This is a genomic window from Paenibacillus litoralis, assembly GCF_046244365.1.
In the GTDB taxonomy this organism is placed as follows: Bacteria; Bacillota; Bacilli; order Paenibacillales; family NBRC-103111; genus Paenibacillus_V.
The window spans coordinates 6,828,914-6,843,180 of the sequence record NZ_CP176395.1 but is presented as its reverse complement, the minus strand read 5'-3'; the positions used below and the strand labels follow the sequence as shown (position 1 = coordinate 6,843,180).

General features: G+C 55.3%; 8 protein-coding genes. 6 read left to right on the top strand and 2 right to left on the bottom strand.

All coding sequences use genetic code 11. The features are described 5' to 3' along the window. Positions 1-228 precede the first annotated feature (228 nt). The 4 genes from ACKGJP_RS28800 (at position 229) to ACKGJP_RS28785 (ending at position 7,289) form a co-directional block, all read left to right on the top strand. Entirely contained in the window at positions 229-2,343 is a 2,115-nt protein-coding gene (locus ACKGJP_RS28800) for a hypothetical protein (RefSeq protein WP_409342211.1), read from the top strand. A 13-nt stretch (positions 2,344-2,356) separates the two neighbouring features. After that, the gene (locus tag ACKGJP_RS28795; RefSeq protein ID WP_409342210.1) at positions 2,357-4,237 is read left to right on the top strand and encodes a cadherin-like domain-containing protein; all 1,881 of its coding nucleotides are present in this window, start codon (positions 2,357-2,359) and stop codon (positions 4,235-4,237) included. Between the two features lie 86 nt (positions 4,238-4,323). Next, entirely contained in the window at positions 4,324-6,228 is a 1,905-nt protein-coding gene (locus ACKGJP_RS28790) for an FAD-dependent oxidoreductase (RefSeq protein WP_409342209.1), read from the top strand. Beyond that, positions 6,225-7,289: an FAD-dependent oxidoreductase gene (locus tag ACKGJP_RS28785; protein ID WP_409342208.1), complete on the top strand. Its 1,065-nt coding sequence runs from the start codon at positions 6,225-6,227 to the stop codon at positions 7,287-7,289. The genes ACKGJP_RS28790 and ACKGJP_RS28785 overlap by 4 nt, the downstream gene beginning before the upstream one ends. Positions 7,290-8,328: 1,039 nt before the next feature. Here ACKGJP_RS28785 and apgM read toward each other — a convergent pair. Together apgM and ACKGJP_RS28775 are read right to left on the bottom strand one after the other, a co-directional pair. Next, positions 8,329-9,570 carry a 2,3-bisphosphoglycerate-independent phosphoglycerate mutase gene (gene apgM, locus ACKGJP_RS28780; protein ID WP_409342207.1) on the bottom strand — a complete coding sequence of 414 codons (1,242 nt, stop codon included), beginning with the start codon at positions 9,568-9,570 and terminating at the stop codon, positions 8,329-8,331. Between the two features lie 38 nt (positions 9,571-9,608). Beyond that, entirely contained in the window at positions 9,609-11,096 is a 1,488-nt protein-coding gene (locus ACKGJP_RS28775) for an SLC13 family permease (protein ID WP_409342206.1), read from the bottom strand. Between the two features lie 142 nt (positions 11,097-11,238). On the opposite strand from ACKGJP_RS28775, the gene ACKGJP_RS28770 reads away from it, so the two are divergent. Both ACKGJP_RS28770 and ACKGJP_RS28765 read left to right on the top strand, forming a co-directional pair. Beyond that, a complete protein-coding gene (locus ACKGJP_RS28770) occupies positions 11,239-12,129 on the top strand; it encodes a LysR family transcriptional regulator (protein ID WP_409342205.1) in 891 nt (296 codons plus the stop codon). 142 nt (positions 12,130-12,271) lie between these two features. Further along, the gene (locus ACKGJP_RS28765; protein ID WP_409342204.1) at positions 12,272-13,882 is read left to right on the top strand and encodes a diguanylate cyclase; all 1,611 of its coding nucleotides are present in this window, start codon (positions 12,272-12,274) and stop codon (positions 13,880-13,882) included. Positions 13,883-14,267: the final 385 nt, after the last annotated feature.

The window sequence follows — 14,267 nt, the reverse complement described above, 5'->3', positions numbered from 1 at the left end:
GCTTTGTAAACGGTTGCAGACGTCGTCGCGGGAACGAATTAAGGCCAAGCCCTCGATTGCCGCGGAATCGGGATCGGCGGACACCTTTCGTTTTCTCCAACCGCTCTACTGAAATCAAGGCCCGGTTACATGCTCTCTCCGTCTCACGAACGATTCGGGTGAATGAAAGGCAAAGCATTCATGAGATTTTACGAGAAATTATCAACCTCTAGAGGGAGTGATTATGATATGGTAAAGCGTCTGATTGTTGGAATTACGATGCTATGTATGCTGTTGATGGTGATTTCACCGGCAATGGCAAATACATCGGCTCTCGATTCCGACGAATCCTGGTCGAGGGGAGCGCTGACGGAGCAAGTCGGTCAGCTCAATGCGTTGATTCCCGCAACTAGCCGGTCGCAGCTGAAACAGTTCCTGGAAAGCGTGCGCGATAACGCCAATACGGTGCTCGGGTCTTCGGAGATTTCGGATGGAGACGGCAAGAAAACGAACAAGGCTTTGCGGTATGCGCTGAAGCTGGCGGCCGACGTCAATAAGGAAGGCAATGCCGCTCTATGGACGAACACGCCGTTCATCGTGTACGATACGCCGGCGCTAAGCCCGGATAAGCGATTGCCGGATACGCTGCCGAGCGACGGTACGGTAAGCGATAAGCTTTCGATCATTTCGGCGCAAAACGAATATGAAGCCGCTTCCTTCGTACTCGCTCCGCTGAGCGATGTGAATGCGGTTACCTTCACGCCGAACGCCCTCACGGGAGAGGGCGGAACGATTCCGGCCAGCGCAGTCGACCTGCGCGTAGTGAAAACCTGGTACCAAGGGGGAACAGCATGGCAGAGCTATTTTGCCGACCCGACCAAAAGCGTGTTGGTGCCCGAGCTGCTGCTGCACGACGAAAACCTCGTCCAAGTGGATCACACCCGCAAAGGAAACTCGGTCCGAGTCGATTACCCGGCAGGTTCCCAGTATGTAGACATTTCGAATATTCCAGCTACGAAATTCGATCGCTGGACACAGCCGGTTGAAGACAGCTCGACGCTGCTGCCGATCGCGCTGAAGCAAGGAGAGTCCAAGCAAATGTGGCTGACCTTGAAGGTGCCAAGCGGAATGGCCGCCGGATTCTATACCGGGACCATTGATATTGCCGCAAACGGCGCTCCGGCCGGACAGCTTACGCTAACCGTTCGTGTCCTGCCGTTCGAGCTGCCTCAGCCGAAGACGAACTATGATTTGAACAAGGATTTCTATGTCATGATCATGCACCATGCTCGCTATAAGGAATCTTTGGCAGAGTCCAAAGGGAATACCGCCCTCGTAGAAACGTCGCTGCTGAACCAATTCCGCAACCTGGCCGAGCATAACGCGGTGAATATCCCTCCGAACTTTCCTTATACGACCAAAGATCAGGCCATCTTCCTCCGCCAGCTTCAGCTTATGCAGCAAGCCGGGCTTGATTTGAACCCGCTTTTTGGCGTAGGGCAGGCGTTTGCTCCTTATCAGCACTTTAATGACTACAACAATTATGTGAAAGCCAAAGCGACATACGAGGCAAATCCGACCGAAGCAAACAGACTTACGATGGAAAAACACTATACCAATTGGCGTAAAGGGATCGACACGCATAAGCAATATGTAGCGGACGCTTTCAACACGGTATCGAACGCAGTCGGCCACACGAATCTTTTCTTTGACGGTTGGGACGAAGCGGGCTGGAGTTTGCTTCAATACCAGCAGGAAATGTGGAAATACATCAAGGAAGTAGTGGGAGGCAAGGTGTTTGCCACAGGCAATGCGTCCCACATGAACCTGGAAACTCCGGAAGATTTCTTGGACTGGGCCGGGGAGATGACGCGCGAGAAAGCGGATCAATGGCATGCTTTAGGCGCAGATAAAATGATTACAAGCTATGCCTACCCGCATACCGGGCCGGAGAACCCGGACTTGATGCGTCAGCGTCACGGGATGTGGTTGTACAAAGCCAACTATGACGCTACCTACAACTATGTTTGGTATGAAAATCCCGACAACCTTTGGAATGACAACTATAATGCAACGTTCCCTTATCGCGCCTTCAACCTCGTTTATCCGACCCGATCGGATGTGATCGACACGATTGCATGGGAAGGCTTCCGCGAAGGGATCGACGATATCCGTTATGCGACGAAGCTGAAGCAGGTGGCTGCGGCTGCGATCGCCTCGGGTCAGCAAGAACGCGTAACGGCCGCTAACAAAGCCTTGACTTGGTTGGATGCTGTCGACGAGCGCTCGACGAATCAAGATTTGCTGAGGCTGGAGATGATTCGCCACATTCTGCATATGCTTGATCTGGAAAATGCTCAATAAGGGAGGGATAGCCATGTCGAAAATAACGAATCGGTTCGTCGTGTCGCTGCTGCTGGCCGTGCTGGTATTTGCCGCTGCAGGTCAGCCGCGGGCGCATGCTGCGGATGCACCTGCAAAAAAAGTATACGAAGTCACTTGGGCGACTGAAGACTTGTCGACTCCGATGAGTTGGGTGCAGAGTCAATATTTCAATAACCCGCAATATAAGGAAACGCGTTTCGAGAACTATGGCAGCACGACTCCGGTTCCGCCGGGCGGTCCGCGCGAGACTGCTTTTTATATGGCCTACAAAGAAGACGGACTGTATATGTTTTTCCAGTCCAACGAGTCGGAAACCGAAGCGGACGGCAACTTGAAGCTGAGCTGGCTGGAGTTTTATTTGCAGACCGGCGAGGGGGATCTCCCGTATCATCAAATGATTGTGCCGACCGACGGACAGAACATCGAGTACTACGAATGGCAGACCGAAAATCGGCATAACCGTCCTCTTAAGGACAATGTGCGGGTCAATTCCCAGCAAATTCCGACAGGATGGGGCACTGTGGTCGTCATCCCTTGGGAGGCCGTTTATGATTACGTACCGGTAGACGGCGGCAACTGGGAATTCAACGTGATCCGCTGGTCGCCGACCGTCGCCCCTTCGTGGGGAGGAAACGTGCATCAGCCGGGCCGGTTCAACCTGCTTCACTTCCAGACGCCTACGGCGCAACAGCGTACGGCGATCCAGAAATATATGCTGACGAAGTCATGGAATAAGTTCCAAACAACGTCCGGGCAGCTGACCAATTATTGGTCGACGAACCCCGCAACATCGGACCAAACGTTTTATAACCGTACCATCTCGCCTTTGATCGCCGAAGGAACGGCCGCCGGCGCTCAGATGAGCAATTTGGCCAATCTGAATGCGGAACAAACGAATCTTCTTTACGGTCAGGTTGCGGATTGGATGGAGCTTCGGTATAACGTGGACGATTCGCGTCAGCAGTATTTGAAGAAGCTGCTGATGCACGTCAATCAGCCTCCGACTGTTACCGATGCGACGTACGTCACGATGGTGAATACGCCGGCAAGCGGTGTGATTGCAGGCACGGATGAAGACGGGGACGCATTAACCTATTCGCTCGGAACGGCGCCTGCCCATGGTACGGTTACGGTGAACGCGAACGGCAGCTGGACGTATACGCCGAATGCGGGCTTCACCGGCAAAGATCATTTTACGGCGGTCGTATCCGACTCGCGCGGAGGCACGGTCACGGGGACGGTCAATCTGACGGTCACTCCGGGTCCCGTCACGACGGCAACGTTGACTCCAGCTGTGCCGAACGGCAATAACGGCTGGTACACGACCGATGTTTCGGTTACGCTGGCGACCTATGACGATCTGGTCGGGGTGGCGAGAACGGAATTCCGGCTCGGCAGCGGGGCGTGGAACGTGTATAACGGCCCGATTCCGGTTAGCGGGGAAGGCGTCAACATGCTGGAGTATCGCGGCATCGATATAGCCGGCAATGCGGAAGCCGCGAAATCGGTTACGATCAAGATCGACAAGACGGCTCCGGTGCTGAACGTCACGCTGGATCGGACGGTTTTGTCGCAGTCGAATCATCAACTGGTGCCGATTACGGCAACGCTCGCGAATAGCGACGCTATTTCGGGAATCGCGTCCATCGAGCTGACCTCGGTCACAAGCAACGAGCCGGATAACGGAGAAGGCGACGGCAATACGACAGGTGATATTGCTGGCGCCGATATCGGAACAGCCGACACTTCGTTCAGCCTTCGCGCAGAGAGAGCGGGAGGCGGGAACGGCCGCATCTATACGGTGACGTATACCGCAACCGACAATGCGGGTCTGACGACAACGGCGACGGTCACGGTAACCGTTCCGCATTAAGTAACGGAAATACTTACGACATAGGGTTGGAAAAGACGGGGGCTAACTGCCCCCTCTTTCTCTATCCGCAGTAGAAGGAGAATCAAATGGACAGCTTGCGAACGGACGTATTGGTTGTCGGTGGAGGAACGGCCGGCGTGACCGCGGCGATTGCCGCGGCGGAAGAGGGATCCGGCGTAGTGCTCGTCGAACGCGATAGCGGGTTAGGAGGCGTCGGGGTCCGTGCCGGCGTACATTTCTATTATCTCGGTACGACGGGCGGCGTCCAGGATATGCTGGATCAGGCGGCGTTGGGCTTTCATGAACGGATGGGCAGCACAGCCAAAGGGTTTATCCCGGAGTCCAAAGGACTCGCCATTGCGAAACGGGTCGCCGAGCTGGGCATCCGCGTCATCTACGATGCCGTCGTGTCGGAGGTGATCATGGACGAGGCGCGGCTTTGCGGAGTAATCGTCGAATGCGCGCGTGACGCGCTGACGATTACGGCGACTGTCACGATAGATGCGACCGGCGACGGCGATATCGCCTATTTGGCCGGAGCGGCATATACGCTGGGCCGTGATTGGGATGGGGGACTGCACAACTACTCGCTCGTTCCGCGTTATGTAGATAAGAACAACCAGCTGCGATGCAAAAATTTCGATGTCGGCTGGGCTGATGTCACCGACATCGCCGACGTTTCACGCGCTTATCGAATAGGCCGGCGCCATGCCTGGCGGGGAGAGGAAGACCCGGTCAATACCCGCTACACGACGATCGGTCCGCAGCTGGGCGTACGGGAAGGGCGCCTTATTCAAGGTGAATATCGGCTGACCCAGAACGACCTGCTGCTGGACCGGCGTTTCGACGACGTCGTGATGCGCTGCTTCGCTCACCATGAAAATCACGCGTTCGATTACGCAAACGAAAGCGAATGGTCCCAAATTTGGGTGGCCGTGCTAGGCATGTGGCGCTTTGGCTTCGGCGGCGATATTCCTTATCGCTGCTTACTCCCTGTGGGCATCGAAAATTTACTGATCGGCTGCCGTGCGTTTTCGCAGGATCACGACAACGCGACGATGATGCGGATGCAGCGCGATTTGCACAAAATAGGCGAAGCCGCCGGGACGGCCGCCGCGCTTAGCGTGAAGGACGGCGTAACGCCAAGGCAGGTTAACGTGAAACGGCTGCAAAGCAGGCTAATCGCGCGCGGAGTGCTGAAGGAGCAAGATTTGTCCCGGGAAAGTGCGCCCTGGTTAACGTTTAAAGGCGAAACCAGGCAAGATCGACATCGTCCTCTGGAAGGTGGCATCGAAGCAGCCGACGTGGAAATGCTCATTGGCCATTTGGGCGGCGACGAGGAGCCGGCGGCATTGTGGTGGCTGTGGACGTTCGGAGACGTCTGTACGCCATTCTTGCTGGAAGCGCTCGACCGCTCGGAAGGCAAGCAGAAGAGAGGCGTTGCGTTCGCGCTCGGCCTGCTGCGGCATCCGGACAGTATCCCGCTTCTTGCGGATACGTTCCGCATCCGGGACGGCGAACGGCCCAACGAGTTAGCCCGTACGGAGGAGAAATGGATCGCCGCCCTTATTTTGCTGAGACGGATGGGGGATGCAGCCGTCGCCTCCGACGTGCCGGGACTACTGCGCAGCGAACGGCGCAGCGCGACTCTTCTTTTCCTGCTTCATTATTTGATCGCGGTGGCAGATCGGCTGGGCGACGGGTTGAAAGCGGAAATAGTTGAATCTGTTGCTGCGATGCTGACAGATGAGAATCTAGGAGATGACTTTGTCCTCCACGGCGCCGGTCCCGTGCTTCCCGCTACCGAAGACACCCGCTCAATGAGATGGGGGCTGGAACTTGCCGCCGGGTACTTGCTGGAGCTGATCGGATGTTCTTCGGGAGAAGCGATACTCGAGCGATATCGCCATGACCGCCGGGCGTATGCGAGAGTGGCGGCGCAAAGGCTGACGAGGCGTTTAGCGGAATGGAAGGGGGAGGCGCAGGCATGAGCGAGGTGAAACGAAGGGACAGGAGTATCGATGCCGTGCTGACCTACGGCGCGTATGACGCCATCGTGTTCGGTGGCGGAATATCCGGCGTATGCGCCGCGCGAGCCTTGGCGGCGGCGGGAAGACGCGTGGCTCTTCTCGAGCCGACAGGGACGCTGGGGCGGGAAATCACTCGCGCTTACCATATGTTCGCGAGAATTTCCGATTATGCGGAGCAGTCTCCTTCCATTTGCGAATATGCTGCTTGTTTGCGCAGCCGTAACGGCATGTTCGGGGATCAGCTCGACCCGGCGGCAGCGGCGCTGGCTTTTGACGATATGCTGGAACGGTATTCCGTTGACGTCCTTTTTCATGTATGGCCCTCCCGTTTGGTCTTAAATGGAAAGAAGGTTATCGGCGCAGAGGTGGTTTGCAGATCGGGCCGCATTCTTCTGGAAGCGCCTGTCGTGATCGATGCGTCGGTGCACGGCAAGTTAGGCAGTGCAGGGTTTCGCTCGGCTCCATCAAACAAACTGGCTTCGATCGTACATTTGATCTATAACGGCGTGACCGGAGAATGTCCGGACGAGAAGACAATAAGCATGCCGGGAGCCGGGGAACTGCATGTCGCTTGCCGGCCTACGCGCTGGAGCAACGAATGGCGCGTTTCGCTTGCTTTGGACAGAAGGCTCGGCCGGCCGGAATGGCAGCTGCTTTTGGAGGAGATCACGATGAAGCTGCGGGAGGAGATCCCCGCCTTAAGAAGCGGCGTGCTGGCGCATATGGGCGACGATGCGAGCGAGTACCCGAACATGCTGATATCCACCGGCTCCGAGGATAGCGAGATCGTGGGCTATGCGATAAGCCCTGATGCCGAGGCGGAGCATACGCAAGGCTTGTTCACGGTTGCGATCACTCGCGGCATGCTGTGCAATCCGGATATTGCGGACGGGTTGTACCTGGCCGGTCCTTGGCTGGAAGGCTATCCCTTCGATCCGGGCCGGGAGGAGGCCGCCATTGTGAATGCGTTCGCGCTCGGCGATTCGGCAGGCCGTGCGGCGCTGCAGCGGAGGAACGCGTGATGACCGAGTCGTTACGGGAGATTGGCCTTACACCATTACGCTTGAATCTCCGATTTAGAAGGGCAACGGAAAAGGCAGTCCTAGGAGCTGAAAAAGACACCAGGGTTGAGCAGAATATCGATTTCTGCTAAATTCTTTTTTCTTTTGGGGCGTGACAGGTGAAGTCCGGTCACGGGAAGGGCTCATGGTCCCGAGTGAACATAAGTTCACTATTTATGAACATAAGTTCACTATTTTTCCTCCATTTCCCCTATTCCGAGCAGATAGTGAAGCAAACGCGACTATTCGGCCGTGAGGTTCACTATTAGTGAAGTTTGCTTCACTATTACGTATAGCGGCACGTTTTTGAACCCAGATAGTGAAGAGAGGTTCAGTATTAGTGAACTTGTGTTCACTATCCTGTTCGTGCATCCCCTATATTAGGGGGAGTAGGGGAGATCAGCTAAAGGGGCAGCAAGTGTGGGGGAGTAAGAGAGGTCGGCTAGAGGAGAGCAGTCATGGGGGAGCAAGAGAGGTCAGCTAGAGGAGAGCAGTCAGAATGGGGAGTAAAGTAAGATCGGCTAGAGGGGAGCAGTAATGGGGGAGTAAGTGGGGAGTCAGCTAGAGGAGAGCAGTCAGTGTGGGTGAGTAAGGGAGATCAGCTAGAGGGGGAGCAGTCTGGGGGAGTAAGAGAGGTCAGCTAAAGGGGCAGCAAGTGTGGGGGAGTAAGTGGAGAGTCAGCTAGAGGGGAGCAGTAAGTGTAGGGGAGTAAGAGAGGTCAGCTAGAGGGGAGCAGTCATTGGGGAGTAAGAGAGGTCGGCTAGAGGAGAGTGGGGGTTAGTATATGGAGCTCAGTATGAGGAAGTCAGGAAGTACGGTTCAGTTGGTAGAGATCAGTAAGTGGAGCTCAGTAAGTGGAAGTCAGTTAGTAAAAGCCAGTTAGTAGAGATCAGTAAATAGGGTTAGGCCGCAATTTGTGGGGGCCGGTTGTAGGGCGCTCCAATAAAAGGCTGCCCCTCCGCCATTTTCATGGCTAAGAGAGACAGCCATATGCTCGGAATCAATTGCCTTGCTTGGGGACGACACCCATCAGCCCGTGCAGCGTCGAGACGAACTGCTGACCGGAGAGACGGCCCAGTCCTCCATGGGCACAGTCGATCTCGCTAAAATGGAACACCCTGTCCCTGCGTATGCTGGGGCCATAAATCAGCACCGGCACAGGGTCGCCGGTATGCTCGCCGATTTCGCATGGCGTCGAATGGTCGGCCGCAACGGCCAAATAGGTGTTCGCGGGCAGCCCCTCCGCGATTATGCCGACCATCTGGTCGAACCGTTCGATCGCCCGGGCCTTTTCGAGCGGCAGTCCGTCATGCCCGTACAAATCCGGCGCTTTCATGTGCACGTAGACCATGTCATGGCCGGCAATCTGCTCCAGCGCGAGCTTCGCCTTCAGCTCGATGTTCGTATCGGCGTTGCCGGTCATGCTGGCGTCGGTTGCCGTTTCGAAACCGGCAAGCTTCGCCACGCCAAGCACCGTGCTTTCTCCTGCGATACAGCTCCCCGTAATGCCCATCCGGCTCGTGACGGGTTCGAGCCGGACCATTCGGCCCGCACCTCTCGTTAAAATAAAGTTGGCGGGCCGCTCTCCGGCTTCTATCCGCTTCAAATTGACGGGGAGCTTCGATAACGTGTCGTGTGCTTGGTGCAGGAACGCGTTCAACAGCCGGGCCGTCCGTTGCGCTTCAAAAGACGAGTCAAGCGGCCGTACTTCCCGGTACGGCTGCCCGTCGTTCGGCGCATGCGGATCGGAATCGCCGATCCGGTCGCTTAGCCCTTCGCCCCGCAGAATCAAGACGCCGCGGTGCTCCGTTGCAGGCTTGAAATACGCGCGGACGCCTTCTCCAAGCTCCATGCCGTCCAGCGCCGCGGCAATGTCGTCCGTCCCCTCGCGGATGCGCCCGGCCCGCCGGTCCACAACGATCCCTTTCTCGTCCACCGTGGCGAAATTGCACCGCAGCACGATGTCTCCCGGTTTCACCTCCAAACCGACGCCGAGCGCTTCGATCGGCCCTCGTCCCGGATAATGGCGAGGCTCATGCCCGAATAGCACGAGATGTCCCATGTCGGTGCCGACCGGTATGCCCGGGCCGATGAGATCGACCATGCCGGTGATCCCTTGAATGGCGAGCTGATCCAGGTTGCGGGTATTGGCGTATTCCAAGGGCGTTTTATCGTGCAAGGCAGGATGGGGGCGGTCCCCCAGACCGTCGGCTATCGCTACAATCACTTTTCTGCGTAACATGTTGTCCTCCTGTAAGTAGAATCCCGTTTCCCGTTTCGTTATAGGCCCAGCAGTTGAAACCAAGTAAATAGAGCGAGGCTGATGACCGTTGCCCCGATCAAGCAAGTGACGATGGCGTATTTCACCTGATCCAGCACGCTGAAGTAGCCGGTCGCAAAATAAATCGTGTTGACCTTCGAATGCGGCGGCAGCGTAATCGTATACGTCAGGGTCATCGCGGATGCGAGCGCCAGCGCGACCGGATCCATGCCGAGCGACTTGGCCAGCGCTATGAATGCGGGAATCATAATGGTCGTCCTCACCGTTTTGCTCGTAAAAATAAGATGGCTGAACATGCTGATGAACACGACGATCACATATACCATCCCATGACTCATCCGCTCCAGGCCCAGCGCTTGAACGACGTTATCGATGAGCCATTCCGCACCTTTCGTCTTCTCGAGCGCGTTGCCTACCGCATAAGCGCCGGCGGCGAATATCATCAAATCCCAGCGTATTTTCGCTTCCTTCCACGTAAGCAGCCCGACTCTCGGCAGCAGGCAGAGCAGAGCCGCAATGATCGCCGTCATGTGTACGCTGATCTCCACGCCGAACAGGGATTTGTGGTAATCCTCGGTCGCCCAGAGAAGAACGGTTAACGTGAATATCGCCAGCGCCTTTTTCTCGTCTCGCGTAAACGCTCCGAGCTTGCCCAGCTCCTCCTTGAGCGTCGACATGGCATTGCCGAAGGCCTCGCCTTTGAAAGAGAATAGCCTCAAGCCGACGAAAAAGGTAATCGCCATCGTGACGATCGCCGTCGGCATCGAAGCCAGCAGCCAATCGATGTAGCCGATCGAGCCTCCCGCCTGTTCGTTAATGAACCCGACGGCGATAATGTTCGCCGACGTCGCCGTCATGATGCCGGAGGTGGCGACGGCATCCGCTTGGACGCCTTGCAGCATCATGACGCGCCCGAGATTGCTGCCCGGCATCGCTTTATACACCTCGAGCAAAATCATGCAAATGGGCACCATCAGCGTCGCCCTTGCCGTTGTGGACGGAACGAAGAAAGCCAACGCGAAGTTGATGAAGACGAGTACGGCAAGCGTCCGAACCGGCGTTTGACCGAAGCGGGTCACCATCCACAGCGCGAAGCGCTTGGCCAAATTGGATTTGACCATGGCGGAGGTAAGAATGAACGCGGATACCATTAGCCAAATGACGTCGTACCCCAACGTTCCGAGCACCTTGTCTTCTTCGTACGTTTGGGTGAGCGTCAGCATGACGATCGCAATCAGCGACGTTAAATAAATCGGCAAGGAGTTGCTGACCCAGAGCACCAAAGCGCCGACAAAAATAGCCAGCGCCCGTTGTCCTTCCGGCTTCATCCCTTCCGGAGCCGGCATGAAGAACAGCAGGAGAAAGACGATAACGGCAAGGGGAATTCCCCATTTTTGCATCCATCGCTCGAAGCGGCCTTTGCTCTTGACCGGGGGGGGATTCGGCGAAGGTGACGGTGTTTCAGATTCGGACATGCGATCGCTCATGGAATGATGCCTCCTATAGAACTGGATGATTGCGCTTTCATTATAGGGGGTGTACAATGTATAAAACAATTTGATTTGATTTGGATAATCATAAGGAATCGTTATAGTATAGCGGCCGTCCAAGGAAAGGAGCGCAAGCGGCATGAACATGGCCAAACTGCAAACGTTTATCACTCTGGCGGAGTGTCTGAACTTTACCGAAGCGGCGGAGCAGTTGTTTTGCTCGCAGCCGTCCGTCAGTATGCAGATCCAAAGTCTGGAGCACGATTTGGGCGTCCCCTTGTTCGACCGCATCGGCAAAAAGCTCTATTTGACGAAGCAAGGGGAGCAATTCAAGCCGTATGCCGAGCAAATGATCCACACCTTGCAAGCGGCCAAAGAGCATCTGCAGCAGTTGGACGATCTGTCCTGCGGCAATCTGGCATTCGGGGCCAGCAATTTTGTCGGCGTTTACCTGCTGCCGTCTGTTTTAGGCGTCTATAACCGGATGCACCCCGGCATCAAAATCAATATGAACATTGCTTCCTCGACACTCTTATGGCAGCAGCTCGAATCGAATAAGCTGGAATTTCTCGTGCTTTCCGATCAGATTCCGATTGACGAAGCCCGTTTCGAGGCAACGGCTTTCGCCCGGGACGAGCTCATCCTGATTATGCCTCCCGGTCACCGGCTGGCGCAACAGGAGAGATGTACCGTTCAGGAGCTGGAGCAGGAAACGATCATTGTTAAGCCGAGAAAATCGGCCACCCGCAGCTTTCTAGAGCAAAAATTCGCCGAACGGGGCGTGACGTTTCCGAGGGAGATCGAGTTCAATCAGCTGGAGGCGATCAAGCAAGGGGTCGTCCATGGTCTCGGTGTGTCGATCGTGTCCAAGTTTGCGGTGAAGCAGGAGCTGGCTGGCGGTTTGCTGGCATGCGTTCCGATCGAAGGCTTGTCGTTCGAACGGGGCATCCGGTATGTTCATTACAGAAATAAGCATCTATCCCCGGCAGCGAAGCGGATGATTGCCCTTCTTGACGCGATGGACGCGTAACGAAGCCGATAGGGTACCGCTGAGGGAAAGCGGGATCGCGAAACGCTGCACGGGGTCAAGTGCGGCCGACATCCGGAAGGGATAGGAAGCGGGATGTCGAATAGGAACGAAAGTCTATTTGCTAACAATGGGGGACCGGGCTATGCCCATACTGCGCGAGATTCAGGAAAATCAAAGAAACAAAATCAGCCTTGCCACGCTGCTATCCGGACTAGCGGCTCTTTCAGTCATGCTCACTCTAACGATTCTGCTCGTCTCGTCCTATCAGTCGCAGAAGCAATCGTTATTCGAGACGACGCTTTCCCTGAATCATTCGACCGCGGCCAACATGAGTCAGACCATGGATTCCTTATTTAAATCGATGCGGGGCAGCCTCAAGTATACCGCTTCGTATTTTTCGGAGCATTACTCGCCGAACGAGAAAGAATGGAATACGCAGCTCGAATTGCTGCGGCATAACAGCAATTACTTCAACTCCATCTCCCTTGTGGATGAAACGGGACTCGTTCGCAGCGTCGCACCCCAATCCCTCGGCTCCGCCGGGAAGAGCGTCGCAACGGAAGCGGCCAAGGAAGCGTTATCGTTAAGAAAGCCCTACTTATCCAAGCCTTATACCTCTACGGCGGGACGCCTCCTTGTGTTCATGAGCGAGCCGATATTCGACAAGGACGGTTTATACCGCGGGTTTATCGCAGGCACCATCTATTTGCAGGAAAACAACGTATTGAATATGATTTTCGGAAGCAATAGGATTGACGAAAAGGGCTCCTACTTTTATGTCGTGGATGCCGACGGCAACCTGCTTTTCCATCCCGACAAAAATCGGCTGGGCGAAAATAACAGCAATGCCAATAAAGTCGTCCAGATGCTTCTCCAAGGCAAAAGCGGACAGGAACAGGTGGTCAATTCAAGAGGTGTGACTTTACTTGCAGGATACTCCTCCATATCGGAAAACGGATGGGGGATTGTCATGCAATCGCCTATGAAAGTCGTTTACGAGCAATTGAACCGTCATATTAAAGGCATGCTGTTGTACACGCTCCCTCCTTTTCTGCTGCTGATGCTGGCGGCCATATGGCTCGCGCGCAGATTGGCGAAACCCTTCGTATCCCTTGCCGATCTGGTGAGCAATATCGGGACGGATAAAGAGCAACTTCCGGCCCTTAGTAACCATTGGAACAGGGAAGCCGATCTATTGACGCGAACCGTTACATTAGCCCTGGAAGAGATAAGGAAGCAGACCGATCAATTGACGCGCGCCGCTACGACGGATCCTTTGACAGGATTGATGAACCGGAGAACGATGGAATCGTTGATTAGCCGGTGGACAGCCGAAAAGACCGCCTTCTCCATCATTATCATGGATCTGGACAAGTTCAAAACCATCAATGATACGTTCGGTCATCAAGCCGGCGACGAAGTGCTGAAGCATCTGGCGGGCATCGCCAAGCTGGCGGTCGGGCCGCATGACGTGTGCTGCCGGTTCGGCGGAGAAGAATTCGTAGTCCTGCTTCCTTCGGCAGCGGATACGGATGCTTACATCGTCGCGGAACGCATTCGTCAATCGATGGAATCGAGCGATAATCCGGTCGGCAGAACGGTAACGGTTTCGCTGGGCGTCGCCTGTTATCCGCAGCACGCCGATTCGGCGGAAGCTTTGTTTCAGCTGGCCGACCAATCGCTTTATATGGCAAAGCGAGCGGGACGCAACCGGGCGGTCATGGCCCAAGTACTCGAACAGTCGGCAAAATGACATAGAGGAAGCGTTGCCTGCCGCTCGCTTTGCCAAGTCGCTTTGAGCTTTAACCGGTTTTATTCCGCAATATAACGATTAAAGGATGTCACACCTGCCTCCGTTTGGGCGGGTGTTTTTACGATTTTATAAATATTTTGTACACTTTTCAAAAATAGTGACCTATAACCGGGTAGGCGCCAGAATTATAATGAAGAAATCAAAGGCGGGGGAGGGGGCTGATGAATGTAAACATGTAGAGAACTTGAAGTTCCGTTCCTTTGAATCGGCCTTTGTTGAAAGCGCTGTCAACAGCGCGAGGAAGTACGACTTACACGAAAACGGGAGGGGAAAATGTTGCGAACATACAGGTCATCGTCACGAGTACGCGGAAGCTGGTTGTCAA

Bases quoted from the DNA above. Each gene is read 5' to 3' on its own strand.
- ACKGJP_RS28800 (WP_409342211.1), top strand. From the start codon at position 229: ATGGTAAAGCGTCTGATTGTTGGAATTACGATGCTATGTATGCTGTTG.
- ACKGJP_RS28795 (WP_409342210.1), top strand. From the start codon at position 2,357: ATGTCGAAAATAACGAATCGGTTCGTCGTGTCGCTGCTGCTGGCCGTG.
- ACKGJP_RS28790 (WP_409342209.1), top strand. From the start codon at position 4,324: ATGGACAGCTTGCGAACGGACGTATTGGTTGTCGGTGGAGGAACGGCC.
- ACKGJP_RS28785 (WP_409342208.1), top strand. From the start codon at position 6,225: ATGAGCGAGGTGAAACGAAGGGACAGGAGTATCGATGCCGTGCTGACC.
- apgM (WP_409342207.1), bottom strand. From the start codon at position 9,570: ATGTTACGCAGAAAAGTGATTGTAGCGATAGCCGACGGTCTGGGGGAC.
- ACKGJP_RS28775 (WP_409342206.1), bottom strand. From the start codon at position 11,096: ATGAGCGATCGCATGTCCGAATCTGAAACACCGTCACCTTCGCCGAAT.
- ACKGJP_RS28770 (WP_409342205.1), top strand. From the start codon at position 11,239: ATGAACATGGCCAAACTGCAAACGTTTATCACTCTGGCGGAGTGTCTG.
- ACKGJP_RS28765 (WP_409342204.1), top strand. From the start codon at position 12,272: ATGCCCATACTGCGCGAGATTCAGGAAAATCAAAGAAACAAAATCAGC.